Origin of the sequence: Acinetobacter sp. NIPH1876 (assembly GCF_022808535.1) — a bacterium.
Taxonomy (GTDB): domain Bacteria; phylum Pseudomonadota; class Gammaproteobacteria; order Pseudomonadales; family Moraxellaceae; genus Acinetobacter; species Acinetobacter higginsii.
Genome location: NZ_JALGBR010000004.1, coordinates 137,974 through 160,851 on the forward strand (window position 1 = coordinate 137,974; position 22,878 = coordinate 160,851).

Consider the following 22,878-nt stretch of genomic DNA (forward strand, 5'->3'; position numbering starts at 1 on the left):
TCAATGCATTAGATATCGACCTAATCACAAATTTTTACCATTATTCGGTATATAAAACAAAGCTCTCACCGCGACAAAAACTGGCTAAGGTGAGATTTAATTGTTTTGCCATCTCAATGGCCATACTGGTGGGTGCAGAAATGGTCGCCAATAGAGCAATATTGGATTGCACACATTTACGGATCAACTCATAACTGGCACGGCTGGTCATCACCACAAAACCCTCCGCCACATCCATTTTCTGTTCAGCCAAGTAGCCCAATAATTTATCCAAGGCATTATGCCGACCAACATCTTCAAATAATGCTACGATCTGCCCTTTCACCACCCATGCTGCAGCGTGTGCTCCACCAGTGAGCTCACTGATTTTTTGTCTGACTTTTAATTGGGCAATTGCATTTGGAATTTGGCTTAACCATGTTGAAGAAATATGGGTACTGACCGCTGGTAGATTTGCATAGAGTTGCTTTAGACTTTCAATACCACATAAGCCACAACCTGTACGCCCAACCATCATACGTCGATGTGCTTTTAGAGCCATGAAAGCACGGGATGAAATAGTCATATCCACTTCAACCCCCAGTTCATTTTGACGAATATCGAGTGAATACAGCTCGCTTAAATTTTGTAATATTCCTTCCGAGAGACTAAAGCCTTTGGCAAAGACCTCTAGATCCGATGGTGTTGCCATCATGACGGCATGCGAAATACCATTATAAATTAAGGCAACAGGATACTCCTGAACAATATAATCCAGTTCATTTTCAGAAATCTCGCGATGGAAACGATGCACTTGCATCGTTTCATAACCTCGTGTTTTTGTGTCCACACTTACCTCATTTGCATCACTGATTCGAAAAAAATAGATTCCTATCCGTTATGCACTACTGACGCGTTCATTGGCATGCTCAGGGTCAACTTCAACATTCAAATTAAAATGTGCTGGTGCATTACCTGCATGCAAAATCACAGGGATGCTTTTAGACGCCGGAATTTTGGCGTATTTGTCATGGCTACCCAAAGCCACTAAGGGATTGGTTTCTGGATAATAAGCCGCCAGACTACCTTGTGGAATGTTATACGGTACGATACGGAAACTATGTACAATCCGTTTCACACCATCCGAGAATACACTCTCAATATCAACCCATTGGTCTGCTTCAAAGCCTGCTGCATCAATATCGGTTTGATTCATAAACAACACACGGCGTTGCCCGAATACACCGCGATAACGGTCATCCAAACCATATAACGTGGTGTTGTACTGGTCATGCGAACGAGTGGTCATCAAGGTATACACCTGCTGTTCACTATAAGCAGCCGCATATTGATTTTCTTTATCTTCGTAAACTTCGGCCAGTGGTGTAATCAAGAACTGGGCTTTACCACTTGGTGTATTCCAGACATGCTGATTGGCAGGATGCTCCAAATGGAAACCACTTGGTTGATAGACCCGTTGATTGAAATCATGAAATTCATCAAAAACATCGGCAATCGAATCACGGATACGGTCATAACTTTCGATATACCAACGCCATTTCACCTTACTTTCAGGCAATGCTGCTTCTGCCATACGCGCCACAATATCAGGTTCAGACAAGATATTTTCAGAGATCGGTGGATTACGTCCTGCTGAAAGATGCACATTCGACATCGAATCTTCCACCGAAATTGCTTGTGCGCCATGCACTTGCATATCTACTTCGGTACGCCCTAAGCAAGGTAGCATCAACGCATCTTTGCCACAGACCAGATGGCTACGATTCAACTTGGTGGTAATGTTAACGGTTAAGTTACAACGGCGTAACGCTTCTTGGGTATAAGGTGTATCAGGCGTTGCGACCGCAAAGTTTCCGCCCAAACCAATAAAGACTTTTACATCACCTTCATACATCGCCTTAATGGTATCCACCACACCAAAACCATGTTTACGCGGTGACTTGATGCCAAATACCCGATCAATACTATCTAGCAAGGCATCACTTGGGTTTTCATTAATTCCCATGGTTCGGTCGCCTTGCACATTACTGTGCCCACGCACTGGACAAAGACCAGCCCCTGGACGACCAATATGTCCTCGTGCCAGCATCAAGTTCGCCAACATATGAATATTGGCTGTACCATGACGGTGTTGGGTAATACCCATCCCCCAACAAAAAATAGCCGTTTTTGCATCCAGATACATCTTGGCAATCGATTCTAAATGCTCAGGTGAAAGTCCAGTATGTTTATGAATTTCAGACCATTCAGTACGATTTATCTCCGCCAGCATCTCATCAAAACCAATGGTATTCATTTCAATGAAGCTACGATCAAAAACGCTTGCTTTCCCTTTCGCAAGTGCCTTTTTATCCCATTCCAGTAAATGCTTCATCACCCCAAACATCAGGGCATAATCCCCTCCAATTTTGGGCTGGAAATAATAACGGCTGATTGGAGTACTGCCATTGGTCATCATTTCTAGCGGCGCTTGTGGGTCTTGAAAACGCTCTAAACCACGCTCTTTAATAGGATTAATGGCAACAATATTACCCCCACGACGCGAAACCTCTCTTAAGGTTGCCAACATCCGTGGATGATTGGTGCCTGGATTATGCCCAAAGCTAAAAATAGCATCTGCTTGATCGAAATCATCCAAAATGACCGTGCCCTTACCCAAACCAATCGCATCTTTTAAGCCAACACTGGTGGTTTCGTGGCACATATTGGAACAGTCTGGAAAATTATTGGTCCCGAAGCTGCGGACAAATAATTGGTACAAAAAAGCCGCTTCATTGCTGGCACGACCAGAGGTATAAAATGCCGCTTGATCAGGATGATCAAGCGCCTGTAGATGTTTGGCAATTAACTGAAAAGCTTCATCCCAAGAAATCGGTACATATTTATCCGAGACTGGGTCATAACGCATCGGGTCAGTTAAACGACCTAAATCTTCCAGATAGAAATCATTCTGTTCAGCGAGCCAGCTCACGGTATGCTGTGCAAAAAATTCAGGTGTTACCGTTTTACTGGTTGCTTCGAAAGCCACAGCCTTGGCACCGTTTTCACAGAAGTTAAAGGCATGCGCATCTTTCTTCTCAGGCCATGCACAGCCCGGACAGTCAAAACCAGTCGGCTGATTAATATTGAGTAAGGTGATTGAACCTTTTTTTAAAATATCTTGCCTTTTTAGGTTTCGGGCGACACTCAGTAATGCGCCCCATCCACCTGCGGGTTGGGTATAGGGTTCAATTCTGGCAAAACTGGTATTTTCTTGCTTATGAATGGTTTGTTCTGAGTTATCCATCATGTTGCCCTCATCTGAGCTATTTTTTAACATTTACTACAGATAGGATTAACATGAATTGTGCTTCTTTTCTATTCTTGATTTGTCTCATTCGATCAATTAGAGCGTTAAAATCTCTCTTGATTTTAACAATTACAACCAAGCCCAAAATAAAAAAAACTTACTGGCAAGTGCTCAAAATCACCAGTAAGAGAGAAAAAAACAAGCTTCGGATAAGAAAAATATCAGTTATTTATTCGCTTGAACTGTTGATTGTACATGGGCAGCATTCTGCTTCTGTTGCGATGGCATATAATCGGGTTGATTACTCACAGCCAGAAAGAAAAAGACTAAGAATAAACACCCCAATAAAATACTGATTCCAACCGCAAGGTATGGGAATTTTGATTGCTGTTGAGACATGAGCTCTGCTCCTATTGAAAGACTAAAACTTAATTCATAACAATTACATGGTGGATAAAGCCTTAAAACTAGCGCCATTTTGAATACGGGTTTGCATGTATTCGGCATAGACCGATAACTTTTCAAAAATATGTTCCGAATAGAACATATCCTCGATTAAATGAGCCGCTTGGGCTGGGCTAAACTGACCAATCTTCGCGACTAGATTTGCATTAAGACTGGAAAACAAAGTACATAAGCTTTTGTGTGCTTCATCTTTGTTTTTAAATAGCAGCTTGCGCGTATTAATCAATTCATCATTGAGCATGCTTGGCCTACGATCAGCATCAATCACATCAATTTTTACATCAAAATACTCTTCTAGGATCTGAATCTGTTGCTGATCTAAGGATAAATGCGTGACCAAAAAAATATGAAAAACATCTGTACGACACAGTGCCTTGACTAAACAACGGAACAGAAAATCTTGCTCTGCTTTTGCATCATCGACCAGCTCGATATATAGCTTGAGGCTATGAATCACATCTTCGATTTTAAGATTGACGCTTTTATCGGCTTGATAGTATTGATTCAATATCTTAAGTACAGAGGACGAGACTGGCGTGGTATAAATCACTGGCTGATTTAAATTGGCAATCATAAATGGTGCAAATAAATAGGCGAGATTATTGTCATTTTCCACTATTTCAGCTTGAGCAATATAAGCGACCTTCTCCTTAGAAAAATCTCTCAATACCTTGCCTCTTAATAAGGTTGCTTCAAGATTTACATATTCAAGACTTAGCTGTTGTTGTACTGCTTGCGAAGGCACTTTACTTTGAAAAAGCTGAGTCAACGCATTAAGTTCTTTCGTGATAAACATAGTCATACGCCATTCAGTCCGAATTAGTGTCATTCAAACGACTTACAATGCTTGATCAATATTTAACACACTGCATCGTTGCTTGATGCTATTTTGAATCAGGTACAAACAACTGAATAGCTACAGAGTTTCGCTAAAAAAATATAACAGATCATTTATGGACACCCCATCTGTTATAAAAAAACAAAAAGAAATTGTACCTACTCATATACAACAGAAGATTAGATGATGAATAAAACTTAAATCGCTTTTAAATATCCAAACCGCAGCTTTTTCAGGTTCTGCTTATTTTCAAACATTTAAGTCCATTCTTTCACATTTTCCTAGCGACTGCTTTTGCTGGTCTGTTATAGGAGAGGATATATGGATCTCGGTCTCACTGCTTTAGAATTAGCCCGAATACAGTTTGCATTTACTGTTTCATTTCACATTATCTTTCCCGCCACCTCGATTGGTCTCGCCTGTTTTCTTGCCATGCTGGAATGGAAATGGCTACGTACTCAAAACCCCATTTATAAAGATTTATTCAAATTCTGGATCAAAATCTTTGCGGTGGCCTTTGGGATGGGTGTGGTATCTGGCGTGGTGATGAGCTACCAGTTTGGTACCAACTGGAGTGAATTTTCCCGTATTGCGGGAAGCGTAACTGGCCCTTTGCTCACTTATGAAGTATTGAGTGCTTTCTTCTTAGAAGCGGGCTTCTTGGGCATCATGCTGTTCGGTTGGGGACGAGTCAGCCCCAAAGCCCATTTCTTTGCCACCTTGATGGTTGCCATCGGCACCTGTATTTCCATGTTCTGGATTCTATCCTCCAACAGTTGGATGCAGACGCCGCAAGGTTTTGCAATCGAGAATGGTATTATTGTGCCAACCGATTGGTGGGCGATCGTATTTAATCCCTCCTTCCCTTATCGCTTTGCGCATATGGCCGCTGCAGCATTTTTAGTGTCTTCCTTACTGGTGGTGGGTACTGCTGCATGGCATCTGATCAAAGGGCGTCGTGATGAACTGATCAAAAAATCATTTTCAATGGGGCTTTGGATGGTGCTGGTCACTTCCTGCTTGCAAGTGGTGATTGGTGATAATCATGGCTTAAATACCTTGAAGCATCAGCCGGCAAAATTGGCCGCAATGGAAGGTCATTGGGAGACCAATTATGATGAAGGAATGCCACTGTACTTATTTGGCATTCCAGATATGCAAGAAGAACGTACCAAATACGCAATTGCGATTCCAAATCTAGGCAGTCTGATTTTGACTCATTCTATGGATGGTACAGTCAAAGGCTTAAAAGACTTCGCCCCAGAAGACCGACCAAACTCAACCATTGTGTTTTGGAGTTTCCGTGTCATGGTCGGACTTGGCATGTTAATGGTACTGCTCTCTTTCGTTGCCTTATGGCTGCGTAAAAAAGGCAAGCTTTATGGATCATCTTGGTTTCATAAATTCGCTTTTGTCATGGGGCCTACAGGCTATGTCGCCTTACTGGCGGGATGGGTGACGACCGAAGTTGGCCGTCAACCTTGGGTAATTTATGGGGTGATGCGTACCAAAGATGGTTTGTCGCATACCGTGACTGCCGATCAAGTCGGTATCAGTTTGATCATTTTCGTGGTGGTCTATGCCATCGTGTTTGGTAGCGGTATTTACTACATGCTGAAACTATTGAAAAAAGGTCCTGAATTTATTGAAGCGATTGATCTTGAGCCAGCTGGCCATGGTCACTTCAAGACCCCAATGCGTCCATTAAGTGCGGTCGATGAAAGCATTGACCAACAAGACCAGACCAAAGAGGAGAACCGCCATGATTGATTTATCTCTGATTTGGGTCGGCATTATCGGTCTTGGTGTATTGATCTATGTCATTTTGGATGGTTTTGATCTCGGTATTGGCATTCTGTTCCCTTTCATCAAAAGCCGTGAAGAACGTGATGTGATGATGAATACTGTCGCACCGGTCTGGGATGGTAATGAAACATGGATGGTGCTTGGTGGTGCAGGTTTGTTTGCGGCCTTCCCATTGGTCTATTCAACCGTTCTTTCAGCCTTATATATGCCGATTACCCTGATGGTAATTGCACTGATTTTTCGTGGTGTTGCCTTTGAGTTTCGTTTTAAGGCCAATCGCACCAAGCATTTATGGGATCAGGCCTTTATTTGGGGTTCAATTCTATCCAGCTTTCTGCAAGGCGTGATTTTAGGCGCTTATATTCAAGGCATCCAAACCACCAATGGTATTTTCTCTGGTTCAGGTTTAGATTGGTTCACTCCTTTCGCCTTATTTACCGGGTTGGGTGTAGTTGCCATGTATGCAGCGCTCGGTTGTGGCTGGTTGATTATGAAAACCGACCATGAGCTACGAGATCAGATGTATGCACTGATGCCTAAACTGATCATGCTGCTATTTGTGGTTTTTGCAGGTGTCAGTCTCTATACCCCACTGACCCATCCTGAAATTGCAGCGCGTTGGTTTGCCTTGCCGAATCTGCTGTATTTTAGTCCTGTGCCCATCTTAGTACTACTGTTTACATTCTTGATTTTAAAAGCTTGTAAAGAGCGTCAGGACTTTAAACCTTTTATCTATACCTTGGCACTCGTGTTCTTGGCCTTTACTGGATTTGTGATCAGCCTTTGGCCGAATATCATTCCACCATCGGTCACGATTTGGGAAGCGGCCGCACCGCATTCTAGCCAGAAATTTGCACTGGTTGGTGCAGTAATTCTCATCCCAATCATTATCGCCTATACCATCCTGTCGTACTGGGTGTTTAGAGATAAAGTACGGGTTGGAGATACGGGTTATCACTAAGGAGCAGCTTTGCATGAAAATTAAATCTCTGCATTTAAGCCAAACTCAATGGTTTATAATACTGTGGTTACTTGGATTTTTTGCACTCGCCATCATTGCAGGCCTATTTAGACTGTTATTGATGTTTGCTTATTAAAAAAGAGATGGAGCAGCTTGCATACCAAGCTGTTCCATCAAGATGGATTCACTTTACTTTATGTATAAATCAGAACAATTAGCGCACAACCTGAAACTTCTCATTGAAAATGGATCATGGCAACCGCACAGCAAACTTCCTTCTTTACGTGAGCAAGTGCAACGATCAGGGTTTAGCTTAATTACCGTAATGAACGCTTACCAAGAACTGGAAGCGCAAGGATTGATTTATTCAAAAGAAAAGTCAGGTTATTTTGTCGCTGAGCAAAATAATATCCAAATTCCACAAGCTTATTCGGTGGTCTCTTTAAACCCCAAAATTGAAATTAACTCCTTGGTGTTTAAATACCTGAAGTCGATTCAATCCAAACAGGTCAGCCCACTAGGTTCTGCATTTCCAGATAGTCAGTTACTCTATCCACCCAAACTGATTCAGATCATGGGGCAACTTTCCCGCAATCGCCATAGTTATGATCAGACCACCAACCTGCCGCCTGGAAATTTAGCCCTCAGAAAACTCATCGCGCAACGCTATTGTATGCAAGGGATTCCAACCGATGCAGATGACATTGTCATTACATCTGGTGGTTTAGAAGCTTTAAATCTCTCCCTGCAAGCGATTACTCAACCAGGCGATTATATTTTATTGCAGCAAACCATCTTCTATGGCGCATGGCAGGCAGCTGAACGTTTGGGACTCAAGGTGATTACCCTCCCAGAACATCCACAACATGGCTTTGATATTGAAGCTTTTGAACAAGTCATTAAAAACTATCCGATCAAAGTCTGCTGGTTCATGTTGAACGCACATAACCCGATTGGCTTTACCGTCAGCGATGAGATCAAATATAAAATTGCCAAGCTGTTGCATGAACATCAAATTCATTTGATCGAAGATGATGTTTATGAAGAACTGTTTTACGGCAATCAAAAGCCGTTACCCATGAAGTATTTCGATCAGCAAAATCTGGTGTTGCACTGCTCTTCTTTTTCCAAAACCTTGGGTTCGGGGTTCCGTATGGGATGGGTCTATGCTGGCAAATTTTCCGAACATATTCAGCATTTGCAATTGATGAGCACCATTTCAGCCAATGCGCTGATCCAGAATGCGCTGGTGGAGTTTCTCTCCCATCATCATTATGAAAAGCATCTAAGAACGCTTAGACGGGCTCTGGAAAAGAATAAAAAACAATTCTTTCAATATCTCAAACAACATCTACCGAAAGACTGTAAGGTCTATAACTATCCAAGTGGCTATTTTCTCTGGATTCAGTTACCAGACAAAGTCAGCAGTATGCAAATCTATGAGCAGCTGATTCAACATCAGATCGGAGTTGCGCCAAGCCCTTTATTTAATGTGTTGCCCTCACATCAACATTTTATTCGTATGAATTGTTCCTTTGAATGGACAGAACAGATTCAGCATTCGCTAGAACTTTTTATTGTAACGGTTCAGTTGGCGATGTCGGATGAATCGGCCTTGGACAAATAGCCTTTCCGATACTGACTCGGTGTTTCCCCAAACATCTTTTTAAAGGCGCGAATAAAATTTGTGGCTTCTTCATAACCCACCAGAGCTGCAATATCCTGAATACTATATTGTGGCTGTTGCAGTAACTTCTTGGCTTGACTAAAACGTACCTCAGCTAAAATCTGCAAGAAAGTGGTCCCTTGTGCTTGTAAATGTCGTTTGATGGTTCGTTCAGACATATTCAACCGCTGTGCAATCAACGCTAATGTCGGATAAGTATTGCCAGCTCGATACAACAACTCAGAACGAATGCTTTTCTGCAGGTCGCGCGTCGATTCTTTGAGTAACTTCAATTTGTCATTTTCGCAATACAATAATGCCTGTTGGAATGCGACTTGATCTGCATTTGGATTTTTACAATGCAGATATTGCTTGGGGAAGCGTAGGCCATTGCGTTGCTGATTAAAATGAATCTTGATCTGAGATAAATCGATACGTTTATAATTCTGTGCATCGGCCCAATCAACAAAGACCTCACAACGTTCAACAATTTTTTCAGAAAACAAAGCTAAAAAATGAATCGCCCCAAAGAGCAAACTTTCAATCATAAACTGCCGTAATTGATCAGATTGCTGCTCATTGCCAAATTTAACAGGATGTACACCATCCAAATAAACATAGACAAAGTCTTCATCAATATACGATTCAGGGGTAAAGTTTTGGATTCGTGTACAGAAATACTGCTGGCACAACGTTAATGCAGTTTCAACATCCGTACAGCTCAGAAATGCAAAACCTAAGGCTCCATGCGAAGTGGGACGTAATTTAAAACCATATTCAATCCCAAGCCGTGGATTCCCCGTCAGCCTTAAAGCATTCACCACCAGCTTTGACCATTGATGGGCACTCATTTTGGCATCAGCTTGTTTCATTTCTGCCAGCACCAATCCTGTGCCAGATAAAACTGTTTCAATATCAATGGTATAATCATGCACAATTTCTAATAATAAATGTGCATAAGAAACCGAGATGGTTTCTTGAAACAATCCAAAAGGATCTCGCATCGCACATCCACTGTCCTAAAATGATCATCAATATGGCATAGTCACACCTATTGTGCGAGTGTTTTATTCGAAATAATGACTGCAATCAATCAACCATCGCAGAATGAGGAAGCGCTTCAATGACCACCATGAGGCTTGATCAACAGCAGTCCATTTATGTTTTGACATTAACCAATGGCGATCAGGACAATGTCTTAAATCAAGATGTGCTAAATGAATATATCGAGATCTTTGATGAAATCGAGCGTCATTCGCATAATGCTTGCCTAGTCATTCAAAGCGACCATCCTAAAACATTTTGCAATGGCTTAGACCTCGCTTGGTTAATGCAGCAATCCATGCAAGATAAAAAAGCTTTTACCTTAGAACTGGAAAATATGCTACTGCGTTTGGCCTTACTCAACATACCAGTGATTGCTGAGATTAATGGCAATGCTTATGCAGGTGGTGCAATCTTGGCATCTGCATGTGACTTCCGCTTGATGCGGGCAGATAAGGGACGCTTTTGCTTCCCCGAAGTCAAACTGACCATTCCTTTTACTGACTGTATTGCAGAAATTGTGCAACTCCTTCCCAATCAACATGCGATCTGGGAGATGTCCTTAACAGGAAAATCCATGACAGGGATTGAGTGCTTAGACGCACAAGTGGTCCATCAGATTCATCCTGCCGAATCATTAAATACAGAGGTATTTAAGTTTGCTGAGGAGATGTCACAAAAGCATCGTCTGACCTATGCTGTAATCAAACGTCAGTTACGCCATCGCATTGTTGAGATTGCCAAACAACGACAGCTATACAATCCAGAAAAATTTTCACATCCGTTTATGATTTAAATCAGCTTTTATAACAACTCGAATATAGGACATTGACATGAGTAATATGCAAGGAAAAACCATTTTTATTACTGGTGGCAGCCGCGGAATTGGCCGAGCCATCGCGCTGAAAGCAGCACAAGCTGGGGCAAATGTTGTTATTGCGGCAAAAACTGAAGTGGAAACAGCAAAATTAACAGGCACAATTTATAGCGTCGCCGAAGAAATTGAAGCTGCTGGTGGCAAAGCACTGCCCTTACTGTTAGATGTACGAGATGAACAGCAGATTCATGCTGCCATGCAACAAGCAGCCAAGAACTTTGGTGGTATTGATGTATTAATAAATAATGCAGGTGCGATTGCACTCACAGGTGTCGAAGCCACTTCATTAAAACAATATGACCTGATCCAAACCATTAACCACCGTGCAACCTTTATTTGTGCACAGGCCGCTTTACCCTATCTCAAACAAGCAAAAGATCCGCATATTTTAAGCTTATCGCCACCTGTAAATATGTCACCAAAATGGTTGGGTATGCTCTCGCCTTATGCCTTATCTAAATATGGTATGACGATTCTGACGCTAGGTATGGCAGAAGAGTTCCGTCACTATGGTATTTCCTGTAATACGCTATGGCCTGAAACCTATATCGCTACAGCAGCAGTTTCGAAGAACCTAGGTGAGGAAAATACGCGTCAATTGAGTCGTAAACCGGAGATCATGGCGGACGCTGCTTTTGCAATTTACAGTACGGTCAAAGGTGAACTAACGGGACAAAGCCTCACAGATGAACAAGCACTGGCACGGATCGGGATCACTGATTTCGCTCAGTATGCCTGTGTCAGTGGCAACACCCAGCTACAAAAAGATTTCTTTCTGGATTGATTCAGCAATAAAAAACGACCTTAAAGTTTACACCTTAAGGTCGTTTCAAAAGCACAGCTAAAATTAGCCTGGGAAAATACCACGCTCTTTACGTGCTTTTAAGATACGCTCACAACCTAAAATGAAGGCTGCTGTACGTAAAGTACATTCTTTTTCGCTTGATTTGTGCCATACATCGTTAATGGCTTGAATCATCAACTTATCCAGTCTTTCATTAATTTCTTCTTCAGACCAGAAGTAGCTCGACATATCTTGAACCCATTCGAAGTAAGATACGGTTACACCACCCGCATTACAGATCACGTCAGGAACAACCGTAATACCACGTTGAACCAAAACATCATCCGCTTCAGGGAATGTTGGGCCGTTCGCGCCTTCAAGCACTAACTTCGCAGTTAATTTTTGAGCACGTTCAACTGTGATTTGGCTTTCCAATGCAGCAGGGATCAAAATATCCATCTCTACATTCCAGAACTCTTCATCACTGATCACTTGCGCACCAGCAAAGCCACCCACACCTTGGTGAGTTTCCATGTGAGTTTTTAATGCAGCAAGATCGATCCCTTCAGGGTTGAAAATCGTACCTGTGTGATCTTGAATCGTCACGATGATCGATTTCGAGTCTGCAAACAAATATGCAGCTTCGCTACCGACGTTACCAAAACCTTGAACCGCAATTTTCGCACCGTCTAAAGGTAATTTGATTTTTTCAGCAACTTGTTGACCTGTGATAAATACACCACGGCCTGTTGCTTTAATACGACCAAGAGAACCACCGAGGTGTACCGGTTTACCTGTTACAACACCCGTCACCGTATGACCTTGACCAGATGAATAGGTATCCATGATCCAACCCATTACGTTTGGATTAGTCCCCACGTCTGGGGCAGGGATATCTTTTTGTGGGCCAATGATATGGCTGATTTCACTGGTATAACGACGTGTTAAACGTTCTAATTCACGTGGTGAAAGTTGACGCGGATCAACACGAATGCCACCTTTTGCACCGCCGAATGGTAAATTTACCACCGCAGTTTTAATTGTCATCCATGCTGAAAGAGCCATTACTTCATTTAAATCTACATCTGGGTGATAGCGAATACCGCCTTTACCCGGACCACGTGACAAGTTGTGTTGTACACGATAACCTTCAAAATGACGAATTGTGCCATCGTCCATAACAATTGGCACGTCGACAATCAAAGCACGTTTTGGGCGCTTCAATGTGTCCACATAGTCTTCTAAACCATCTAGATATGGAGCAACACGCTCGATCTGTTCAAGATAAGTTGCCCATGGACCGTCATTTTGAGAGACATAAGATAAATTAGACATGTTTTAACCTTTTGATGAATTCACATGATCCATCAATCAAATATGTAGTTAAAAATTATATAAGCGGCTAATTTGGCAGTTCTACTATCCAAATCAAACCGTGGATTACATTCCGCCACATCAAAAACTTTAATCTTTCCGGTTTCCTTAATGGCCTCTAGTAATGGGTCAAAGACGGATAAATCAATCCCTTTAACCGCAGGTGCGCTTACACCTGGCGCAATGCTAGCACTAAATACATCAAGATCAACTGTAATATACAAATAGTCAACTTTTCCGGTAAAAGCTGTCAACTTTTCGATTAAAGTTTCAACATTTTGTTGCTGCAACTCATAATCGTAAATATAAGTACAATTCAGCCGATCTGCGGTTTCAAATAAAACCTTGGTGTTTGAATGTTTCGCTACGCCAATGCACAAATAATTAAATTCTTGTTGATGCTGTTCAGACAGTTTTGCTGCATTTAAAAAAGGTGTGCCAGAAGTCACCTGTTCAGCTTCACGCAAGTCGAAATGTGCATCGAAATTGATGATGCCGATCTTCTTATTCGGCTCATGATTTTGCAGATATTGAAACAGACCTGAGAAGCTACCAAAAGCCACCTCATGGCCACCGCCTAACACAATCGGCTTCATGCCCTGTTTGAGGCTTCTTTCAACTTGTTCAGCCAATTCAGCCTGTGCTTGTTCCAGTTTGGAGCCGTCACATACCACTGTGCCAATATCGGTAATCGTGACTGGTTGATGCACAGGTAAATTAGCCAATTGCGCACGAATACTGTCAGGTGCATCTGCTGCACCCAAGCGCCCTTTGTTACGCTTAACGCCCTCATCCGAGCTAAAGCCAATCAAGGCATAATCAGCTCGTGGTGTGGTATTGACGACTTGGTGAATCCTTAAGTGTTCAGCACCCTCACCATCTTTACGCCCCTGCCATGTAAATGAATGATTCATTATGTCTAGCGTCCTTTAAAAATGAGCTTCGCTGTTAGATTGAGATTTCATTGCCATGCTGAATAATCCGCTTCGGTAAATCGCCACCCAACCAGTAAACAATCTCGGATGGATGCTCAATATCCCACGCAATAAAGTCTGCAACTTTACCAGTCTCTAAAGTGCCGTGAGTCTCTTGTAAACCCAATGCATGTGCCGCATGCGTCGTCACACCCGCCAAAGTCTGTTCAGGTGTTAGACGGAATAAGGTACTCCCCATATTCATCATTAACCGTAAAGATAAGGCTGGTGATGTGCCTGGATTTAAATCACTGGATAGTGCAATGCGTACCCCATGTTGATGCAAACTGTCTAAAGGTGGATATTTGGTTTCTCTCAAGAAATAGAATGCGCCCGGTAATAACACCGCCACCGTTCCAGCAGCAGCCATCGCCTTAACATCATCCTCAGTCATAAACTCTAAATGATCTGCCGATAAGGCATGATAACGTGCCGCCAAACTCGATCCACCCAATGCAGACAGTTGCTCAGCGTGTAACTTGATCGGTAGATTTAAAGACTGCGCTGTTTTAAATAGACGTTCGACTTGAGCTGGCGAAAATGCCAAATATTCACAAAAGGCATCGACTGCATCAACCAAACCTTCTTGATGTAGTTTTGGCAGCATGTCATTGCAGATATGCTCGATATAAGCATCACTTTGATCTTGATACTCAGGCGGTAAAGCATGTGCTGCTAAGCAGGTACTGCGAACTGTCATCGGCAAAGTATCTGCAATCTGACGAATCACACGCAGCATTTTCCGCTCATTAGCATAGTCCAGACCGTAACCTGACTTAATCTCAATAGTGGTGACACCATCTTTAAGCAAGCAGCGAACTCGTTTCAAAGCTGATGCAAGCAACTCTTGTTCACTCGCTTCACGCGTGGCACGAACCGTACTGGCAATCCCGCCACCGCTAGCTGCGATCTCAGCATAGCTAGCACCTTGCAGGCGTTTTTCAAACTCAACACTACGGTTGCCACCAAACACGCTATGGGTATGACAATCAATCAAACCCGGTGTGACCCATGCGCCATTCAAATCGATGGTTTCGGAATAAGCATCGGCAGGAAGATCTTCAAATGTTCCAATCCAGTGGATATGCTGCCCTGAAGTGACCATTGCAGCATGTTCAATACTGGAATATTGCCCATTTTGCATGGTGGCGATATGACAGTTTTTCCAAAGCTTTTTCATTCACAGTTCCTCTCACTGCTCAGGCGGGATGACACCTGAGCAGCTTGATATTTAACTTTCCATTTCGATATTTTGTTGCATGCTTTGATTTTCTTTTACCGTGTTTTGCTTGGGCTTCACCCAAATGGTATAAGCAATCCAAAGTAAAACTAACCAGGTTGCGCCAACATAAATTGCAGGTCGTGAGTCTGGGAAATAGCCCATCATCGCCAAGATAAACAACATGAACGCAATTGCAAATGCAGGTGCATACGGCCAGCCAATCACTGGGAAATCGAGGGCTTTGATTTCTGCTTTAGACAACTTACGACGCATCGCAACTTGAGCAATTAAAATCATCAACCACACCCAAACCGTAGCAAAAGTCGCAATTGAAGCAATAATGATGAATACATTTTCAGGAATCAGATAGTTCAGCAATACGCCGATCAATAACACCCCTGCCATCACCACAACTGTCATCCAAGGCACACCATTTTTGGAGATTTTTTGGAATACTTGCGGTGCTTGTCCACGATTCGACATGCCATACAGCATACGTCCAGCACCAAATACATCACTATTGATCGCAGAGATCGCCGCGGTAATCACCACGATATTGAGAACGGTTGCCGCAGATCCAATCCCAAGATTTTCAAAGATCTGTACAAATGGACTGCCTTGGCTACCAATTTGATTCCATGGAAAAATCGACATCAATACAAAAATCGTCATGACATAGAACAACAGAATACGTACTGGCACCGCATTAATTGCTTTAGGAATCGAGGTTTTCGGGTCTTGCGACTCACCTGCGGTAATCCCGATAATTTCAATCCCACCAAAAGCGAATACCACCACAGATAAACAGGCAACTAAACCAGCAATACCATTTGGCATAAAGCCATCGTGAATCCATAAGTTTTGAATGCCAGTGGTAAAACCACTATGATCCGCATGGAAGCCATAGAACATTAAACCTAAACCACCGACAATCATCGCAACAATCGCCGTCACTTTGACAATTGAAAGCCAGAATTCCAGTTCACCAAAGACTTTGACATGAATCAGGTTAATTGCCCCAAGGAACATAATCAGCGACAGAATCCAGATCCAGCGCGGCACATCGGGGTACCAGAACCCCATATAAATCCCGAAGGCGGTGACATCGGCCAAAGCCACAATGATCATTTCAAAAACGTAGGTCCAGCCTGTGGTAAAACCTGCAAGTGGACCAATATATTGTGAGGCATAGTGACTGAATGAACCCGATACTGGGTTATGTACAGCCATCTCACCCAATGCGCGCATCACGATATAAATTGCAATCCCTGCAACGATATATGCGATTAATACAGACGGACCTGCCATTTTGATGGCTGTTGCCGAACCGTAAAAGAGTCCTGTCCCAATGGCTGAACCCAATGCCAAAAAACGAATATGGCGGGTGTTTAACCCCCGCTGTAATGTGGAGTGTTGTGACATTATAATCTCCAATCCTTGAGGAAATTTAGTTAGATTCGGCCACTCCATGTGACCGATTTATTGATCACACTTCAGACAAACTCGGTAATAGCTGTGGAATGAGTAATTCGTTCAAGCAGCCACTTGCAAGCAATTCACTCGCTTGCTCAATATCTGGCGCAAAGAAACGATCTTCACTGTAATAAGGCACTTGGTCACGCAGCACTTTACGCGCACGCTCAAGTTTTGGAGAACTCTTCAAACCTTCACGGAAATCAAGACCCTGACATGCCCCTAACCACTCAACTGCAAGAATGCCGCGAACGTTGTCAGCCATATACCACAAACGTTTGCCCGCATTCGGCGCCATAGAAACATGGTCTTCCTGATTTGCAGAGGTCGGTAAACTATCAACACTGGCAGGATGTGCAAGTGCTTTATTGTCACTTGCTAACGCAGCGGCTGTTACTTGAGCAATCATGAAGCCTGAATTGACCCCACCATTGGCAACCAAGAATGGCGGCAATTGTGACATATGACGGTCCATCATCATCGAAATACGACGTTCAGACAGTGAACCAATTTCGGCAATTGCCAATGCAAGGTTATCCGCAGCCATAGCCACTGGTTCAGCATGGAAGTTACCACCTGAAATTACATCACCTTCAGCAGCAAAGACTAATGGGTTATCAGATACCGCATTTGATTCAATTGCTAACACTTCTGCGGCTTGACGAATTTGAGTCAAGCAAGCACCCATCACCTGAGGTTGGCAACGCAGTGAGTATGGGTCTTGAACCTTGCTACAGTCCTCATGTGAATGAGAAATTTCACTCGATTCAGTCAGTAAGTCACGATATGCAGCAGCAACATCAATTTGACCACGTTGACCGCGAACTTCATGAATACGTGCATCGAATGGTGCCCGAGAACCCAGCATGGCTTCAACACTTAAACCACCACACACCGTTGCAGCAGCAAATAAATCTTCTGCCTCAAACAAACCACGTAATGCGTATGCTGTAGAAACTTGTGTCCCGTTTAAAAGTGCTAAACCTTCTTTCGCAGCTAAAGAAATTGGCTCTAAACCCGCAATTTTAAGTGCTTCAACCGCTGGTAACCATTCACCTTTATAACGCGCTTTGCTTTCGCCTAATAACACCAAAGACATGTGTGCCAGTGGTGCCAAGTCACCTGAAGCACCAACAGAACCTTTTAATGGAATATGCGGATAAACTTCTGCATTGATCAACGCCAAAATGGCATCAATTACTTTACGGCGAATCCCCGAAAAGCCACGTGCCAAACTATTTGCTTTAAGCAACATAATCAGACGAACCATCGCATCATCAAGCGGCTCGCCCACGCCAGCAGCGTGTGATAGCACCAAAGAACGCTGTAATTGCTCTAGGTCTTCTGGTGCAATTTTAGTTGATGCAAGTAAACCAAAACCCGTATTGATCCCGTAAGCAGTACGGCCTTCGTTGACGATTTGTTCGACACAAGCAACACTCGCATTGATGCCAGCAGAAGCGCTGTCATCGAGTTTCACTTTGATTGGATTTAAATAAGCGTGGCGCAGATCTGCTAAGCTAAGTTTGCCGGGTTGAATTAGAAGTTCCATTATTGGCGTCCTGTTTTGCACTCTATTGTTCGCTTACGATGCCGCTTACACAATTGCAAAAAGCATCGTAATGTCCTTGTCTGTTTATTGTGTGATCATCGGCAAGTTCAAGCCTTGCTCTTTGGCACAATCAATCGCAATGTCATAACCTGCATCAGCATGACGCATTACCCCTGTTGCAGGGTCATTGGTCAATACACGTGCAATACGTGCTGCTGCCTCATCTGTACCATCACATACGATCACCACACCTGAGTGTTGAGAGAAGCCCATACCTACACCACCGCCGTGATGTAATGACACCCAAGTCGCACCGCCAGCAGTATTCAACAAGGCATTCAATAACGGCCAGTCAGATACGGCATCTGAACCATCTTTCATTGATTCTGTTTCACGGTTTGGACTAGACACTGAACCTGAATCCAGATGGTCACGACCAATCACGATAGGTGCTGAAAGTTCACCACTACGAACCATTTCATTAAATGCCAAACCGAGTTTTGCACGTAAACCTAAGCCGACCCAGCAAATACGCGCTGGTAAACCTTGGAAGCTAATACGTTCACGCGCCATATCTAACCAGCGATGTAAATGTTCATCATCTGGAATGAGTTCTTTTACTTTGGCATCTGTCTTATAGATATCTTCTGGATCACCTGAAAGTGCAGCCCAACGGAATGGACCAACACCACGACAGAACAATGGACGAATATAAGCAGGAACGAAGCCAGGGAAATCAAAGGCATTTGCTACGCCTTCATCTTGTGCCATTTGACGGATGTTGTTGCCATAGTCAAAAGTTGGAACACCCATTTTCTGGAAATCCAGCATCGCTTGAACATGCTGCGCCATCGACTGTTTCGCTGCTTTAACCACAACTTCTGGCTCAGTTTTAGCGCGCTGACGGTACTCTTCCCATGTCCAGCCAATTGGTAAATAACCATTTAATGGGTCATGTGCGCTGGTTTGGTCAGTCACCATGTCTGGATGTACGCCACGACGGACTAATTCAGGTAAGATTTCTGCTGCATTGCCATGTAATGCAATCGAAACAGCCTTACCTTCTTTGGTATATTTTTCAATACGCGCCAAAGCATCATCTAAATCAGTGGCTTGCTCATCGACATAACGCGTACGTAAACGGAAATCGATACTGGTTTGTTGGCATTCGATATTGAGTGAGCATGCGCCTGCCAATGTTGCAGCTAAAGGTTGTGCACCGCCCATACCACCTAAACCAGCAGTCAAGACCCAACGACCTGTCAAATCACCGTTATAGTGTTGGCGACCTGCTTCTACAAACGTTTCGTAAGTGCCTTGCACAATGCCTTGGCTACCAATATAAATCCAAGAACCCGCTGTCATCTGACCATACATTGCCAAACCTTTCGCATCCAATTCATTGAAATGCTCCCACGTTCCCCAATGTGGAACAAGATTCGAGTTTGCAATCAAAACACGCGGTGCATCTTTATGGGTTTTAAACACACCCACAGGCTTACCAGATTGAACCAACAAGGTTTCATCAGTTTCTAAATTCTTTAGCGTTTCAACGATCTTGTCAAAACATTCCCAGTTACGTGCAGCACGACCGATACCACCGTAAACAACAAGCTCTTTTGGATTCTCTGCAACATCAGGGTCAAGGTTGTTCATCAGCATGCGTAACGGTGCTTCTGTTAACCAGCTTTTTGCATTGAGCTTTGTACCACGTGGTGCGCGAATTTCTACATCACGAAATTTTGTTGTCGTTGTTGTCACAATCGGACTCCTTCCATTGAGTTTGAATCAGCAAATTAACCTGCTTTACTGTATAGCAATGTATTAACTTGTATATACATCCATATACTACACAAAACTTTTATATTGAAAAGATGCTTTTCAATTCTTTTATGAAAATAAATTACAAACTTATGAAATAAATAGATTTATTTTTTGATCGGCAATAAAAAACACATACAACCTGAAGTCATATGTGTTTCGTGAAGTTTGCAAAAAATTAGATTTTTGTGAGTTCGATCAGACAAGCTTGCTTAAAACGCTCAGATTTTAAAACCAGTTTTTTCAATGCTTTTTGCTGCTCGATTTTAAGACTTTGCTGGTGTACTAAACGAAAAACCTGCCGATCCACTTCAATTTCCAATGGTTCTGAACTCTGATTAAAAATAAAAATCAGATCGGCTGAACTGAACATCTCAGTGCTCGCTGACTCAAACAGCCATTGGTAGCAGGAATGCCATTTTTCAGGATGATAAATCAAATTAAAGTCCCGGATCGGTCCGTCAATTAGTCTACAACTGGTCGTGCGATCCCCACTGAATTGAACAGATTGTAAAGTTCTCAGATGCTCGGAATCACCGGCAATATTCAATACGATGCCAGCACCTTCCAATACCGTAAGGATGCGTTGCATGCCATTAAACTTGGAAAAATCCCCCGAAGTTTTGACATCAGCCATGGAGATACGCCAATCAAACGTATCCAAACTGTCACCGTCACTTCGGGCAAGCTCAACGGTATAACCTGCACCATTCTTCCACAGCATCTGTTTATAGTCAGCCGTGTCTAAGTGTTGAATCATTGGGTAAATTTACCTTCCAGATAATAACGGCTACCCGGATAGATCAAGCGCGCACTGGAAATGAGTTGTTTATTTGACCAAGTTCTGCGACGAATCAACAGACAAGGTTCAGTCTTGTTTATTTTCAGCCATTTACATTCTTGTGCTGACGCTAAAATTGCGGTCACCACATGTTCCCCTTCAGTCACGGGTGCTTTCGACATTAAATAAGCATTTGGTGTGATGGACTTAAAATCTTGTGCCAAATAATCTGGAATCAACATCGGATCGACCAGTCGATCTTCGATTTGTACAGGCACATCATTTTCATAATGCACGATGATCGAGTGAAATAGTTTTTGTCCTTCACGAATCTGCATCAGCATACTTTGTTCAGCATTGGCCTGAATCTGTTCCAGTACCAAAACTTCGGCATGATGTTTATGATTTCGGGCAATGATTTCTTCGGCAATATTATTGACATGAAACAAAGCGGTACGCCCTTGTCCTTCTGCAACAAAAGAACCAACACCTTGGATACGTACCAACAAACCTTCACTGGTGAGTTCGCGCAAGGCACGATTCACGGTCATGCGACTACAGCCGAGTAAATTAACCAATTCACTTTCTGATGGAATTTTTTTATTGACGGTCCATGTTCCTTCATAGATTTTTTGCGAAATCATTTGTTTCACACGCAAATACAAAGGAACAGGACTATCTTCTTCTAAGGACAAATCTAAATCGTTTTGCTTTGTCGCTCTTGACATTGGCTAAAACTCATACTAAATACTATAACTCATTGTATATTGAATTTAGCGCAATTGTATATACAAGCCTATACAAATAAACAATTTAGGCTTAATAGAAGATAAACAACTCTGATTTAATCTCTTAAATATCCCAAATTTATTCAAGCTAAACCGTATAGCGTTTGCTTAAACCCCATTCAGCCAAGATACGGCGATACATGGTCGAAGAACGATCTGCTTCAAAATGTGCTTCCATACTAATATCTAAAGGTAATTCTTCTGGCTTTTGCGCCTCTACCATCTCTTGATCTTCGGCAAAAATCTGCGCATTAAAATCATAGACTGCCTGTAAATCCCCCGTGGTATCGAAATTACGGGTTAACGGTACAAACAAACGGGTCTTATTATGCGAGATGGGACAACAGGCATTTAAAATCTTGAGCACCCCGTCATTTGGAAAATGAATGGTCAGTATTGCTGAAAATGGCGGATAAACATCAAAGATTCGTTCCCATAAAAAATCATCGGGTGCTAAATGTTGCATACCATGCGGATAGTTGCTGACATTACTGGTGTAGTTCGTATGCAAGCCATAATCGGTACGTTCAGTCCAATATTTAGGTACTACAGGATTATCTCGATCGGCAAAGGCCTGATGATGCACCCAAGCAAAGTGTGCCACATCAATAAAACCTTCCAGTTGACGACCGCTTGAACCGGCAATATCCACAGAAGGCGGCAAAATGGCTTGATGTGCCTCACTCTCCCATGTGTCTAATACAGGGAAATTTGCCAAACTTTCATCTCTGCCCAAAATGCTGGTCCAAACCAAGCCATATTTTAAAACCACGGGAAACTTGGTCAGCGAAAAGCGCTCTGAGATTTTAGTTAAATCAGGTTGAGCTGGGATTTTAGTGCATTTGCCATCTTCATTAAAATGAAGTCCATGATAAGGACAAATCAAAGTGTCTCCCTCAACCCAGCCTTTACTCAAAGGCACACCACGATGCGGGCAAATATCTCGTGCTAAATGAATCTGCCCTGTTTCGGTCTTATACAAAGCTAGATTCATATCCAATAAGGTCACTTGCTGAGGTTTACTGCCCACATCTTCAATACGTGCCACGGGATACCAATGTTGTGCAAGAATCTGCCAATCCTGATCATCAAATTGGCTATGACATGGCTTATTTGGAAGATTGATGAATGGAATTGCGTTCATATCCTGTGCTCATTTTTAA

20 protein-coding genes are annotated in these 22,878 nt (G+C 42.8%); 6 read left to right on the forward strand and 14 right to left on the reverse strand.

All coding sequences use genetic code 11. The features are described from left to right. Positions 1–40: 40 nt before the first annotated feature. From fdhD to MN869_RS05885, 4 genes are all read right to left on the reverse strand, one after another. Complete coding sequence (gene fdhD, locus MN869_RS05870; protein ID WP_033134055.1) at positions 41–829, reverse strand: formate dehydrogenase accessory sulfurtransferase FdhD; 789 nt, start codon at positions 827–829, stop codon at positions 41–43. 48 nt (positions 830–877) lie between these two features. Further along, a complete protein-coding gene (locus tag MN869_RS05875; protein WP_162180592.1) occupies positions 878–3,286 on the reverse strand; it encodes an FdhF/YdeP family oxidoreductase in 2,409 nt (802 codons plus the stop codon). A 228-nt stretch (positions 3,287–3,514) separates the two neighbouring features. After that, entirely contained in the window at positions 3,515–3,688 is a 174-nt protein-coding gene (locus tag MN869_RS05880) for a cbb3-type cytochrome oxidase assembly protein (protein WP_016164067.1), read from the reverse strand. A 43-nt stretch (positions 3,689–3,731) separates the two neighbouring features. Continuing rightward, on the reverse strand, positions 3,732–4,550 hold the full coding sequence (locus tag MN869_RS05885) for a hypothetical protein (RefSeq protein ID WP_241272597.1): 819 nt from the start codon (positions 4,548–4,550) through the stop codon (positions 3,732–3,734). Positions 4,551–4,913: 363 nt separating this feature from the next. On the opposite strand from MN869_RS05885, the gene MN869_RS05890 reads away from it, so the two are divergent. Genes MN869_RS05890 through MN869_RS05900 form a run of 4 tightly spaced genes read left to right on the forward strand, consistent with a single transcriptional unit; the run spans position 4,914 to position 8,986 of the window. Then, entirely contained in the window at positions 4,914–6,362 is a 1,449-nt protein-coding gene (locus MN869_RS05890) for a cytochrome ubiquinol oxidase subunit I (RefSeq protein WP_033134057.1), read from the forward strand. Next, positions 6,355–7,359, forward strand: a complete 1,005-nt coding sequence (cydB, locus tag MN869_RS05895) for a cytochrome d ubiquinol oxidase subunit II (protein ID WP_004806263.1) — start codon at positions 6,355–6,357, stop codon at positions 7,357–7,359. Before MN869_RS05890 ends, cydB begins: the two co-directional genes overlap by 8 nt. Before the next feature lie 13 nt (positions 7,360–7,372). Continuing rightward, positions 7,373–7,495: a hypothetical protein gene (locus MN869_RS20385; RefSeq protein ID WP_004654187.1), complete on the forward strand. Its 123-nt coding sequence runs from the start codon at positions 7,373–7,375 to the stop codon at positions 7,493–7,495. Positions 7,496–7,555: 60 nt separating this feature from the next. Then, positions 7,556–8,986, forward strand: a complete 1,431-nt coding sequence (locus MN869_RS05900) for a PLP-dependent aminotransferase family protein (protein WP_033134072.1) — start codon at positions 7,556–7,558, stop codon at positions 8,984–8,986. On the opposite strand, the gene MN869_RS05905 is transcribed toward MN869_RS05900, so the two are convergent. Further along, the gene (locus tag MN869_RS05905; protein ID WP_033134058.1) at positions 8,947–10,029 is read right to left on the reverse strand and encodes an AraC family transcriptional regulator; all 1,083 of its coding nucleotides are present in this window, start codon (positions 10,027–10,029) and stop codon (positions 8,947–8,949) included. The two genes, MN869_RS05900 and MN869_RS05905, sit on opposite strands and share 40 nt — an antisense overlap. A 119-nt stretch (positions 10,030–10,148) precedes the next feature. On the opposite strand from MN869_RS05905, the gene MN869_RS05910 reads away from it, so the two are divergent. Both MN869_RS05910 and MN869_RS05915 read left to right on the forward strand, forming a co-directional pair. Further along, positions 10,149–10,865 carry an enoyl-CoA hydratase/isomerase family protein gene (locus tag MN869_RS05910; RefSeq protein ID WP_033134059.1) on the forward strand — a complete coding sequence of 239 codons (717 nt, stop codon included), beginning with the start codon at positions 10,149–10,151 and terminating at the stop codon, positions 10,863–10,865. Between the two features lie 37 nt (positions 10,866–10,902). Continuing rightward, on the forward strand, positions 10,903–11,730 hold the full coding sequence (locus MN869_RS05915; RefSeq protein WP_033134060.1) for an NAD(P)-dependent oxidoreductase: 828 nt from the start codon (positions 10,903–10,905) through the stop codon (positions 11,728–11,730). Between the two features lie 63 nt (positions 11,731–11,793). On the opposite strand, the gene MN869_RS05920 is transcribed toward MN869_RS05915, so the two are convergent. From MN869_RS05920 to MN869_RS05960, 9 genes are all read right to left on the reverse strand, one after another. Further along, positions 11,794–13,065, reverse strand: coding sequence for a Glu/Leu/Phe/Val dehydrogenase (locus tag MN869_RS05920; RefSeq protein ID WP_004654197.1), 1,272 nt, complete (start codon positions 13,063–13,065; stop codon positions 11,794–11,796). A gap of 32 nt (positions 13,066–13,097) precedes the next feature. Beyond that, positions 13,098–14,018: a formimidoylglutamase gene (gene hutG, locus MN869_RS05925; RefSeq protein WP_005204519.1), complete on the reverse strand. Its 921-nt coding sequence runs from the start codon at positions 14,016–14,018 to the stop codon at positions 13,098–13,100. A 34-nt stretch (positions 14,019–14,052) separates the two neighbouring features. After that, complete coding sequence (gene hutI / locus MN869_RS05930; RefSeq protein WP_033134061.1) at positions 14,053–15,258, reverse strand: imidazolonepropionase; 1,206 nt, start codon at positions 15,256–15,258, stop codon at positions 14,053–14,055. Between the two features lie 51 nt (positions 15,259–15,309). Then, positions 15,310–16,722: an amino acid permease gene (locus MN869_RS05935; RefSeq protein ID WP_004806247.1), complete on the reverse strand. Its 1,413-nt coding sequence runs from the start codon at positions 16,720–16,722 to the stop codon at positions 15,310–15,312. A gap of 64 nt (positions 16,723–16,786) precedes the next feature. After that, the gene (gene hutH, locus MN869_RS05940; protein WP_004806245.1) at positions 16,787–18,325 is read right to left on the reverse strand and encodes a histidine ammonia-lyase; all 1,539 of its coding nucleotides are present in this window, start codon (positions 18,323–18,325) and stop codon (positions 16,787–16,789) included. Between the two features lie 84 nt (positions 18,326–18,409). Then, complete coding sequence (hutU, locus tag MN869_RS05945; RefSeq protein WP_005204526.1) at positions 18,410–20,086, reverse strand: urocanate hydratase; 1,677 nt, start codon at positions 20,084–20,086, stop codon at positions 18,410–18,412. A gap of 238 nt (positions 20,087–20,324) precedes the next feature. Next, positions 20,325–20,906: a HutD family protein gene (locus MN869_RS05950; RefSeq protein WP_033134062.1), complete on the reverse strand. Its 582-nt coding sequence runs from the start codon at positions 20,904–20,906 to the stop codon at positions 20,325–20,327. Then, positions 20,903–21,655, reverse strand: coding sequence for a histidine utilization repressor (gene hutC, locus MN869_RS05955; protein ID WP_004654214.1), 753 nt, complete (start codon positions 21,653–21,655; stop codon positions 20,903–20,905). The genes MN869_RS05950 and hutC overlap by 4 nt, the downstream gene beginning before the upstream one ends. A gap of 148 nt (positions 21,656–21,803) precedes the next feature. After that, positions 21,804–22,859, reverse strand: coding sequence for an aromatic ring-hydroxylating dioxygenase subunit alpha (locus MN869_RS05960; protein ID WP_033134063.1), 1,056 nt, complete (start codon positions 22,857–22,859; stop codon positions 21,804–21,806). Positions 22,860–22,878 lie beyond the last annotated feature (19 nt).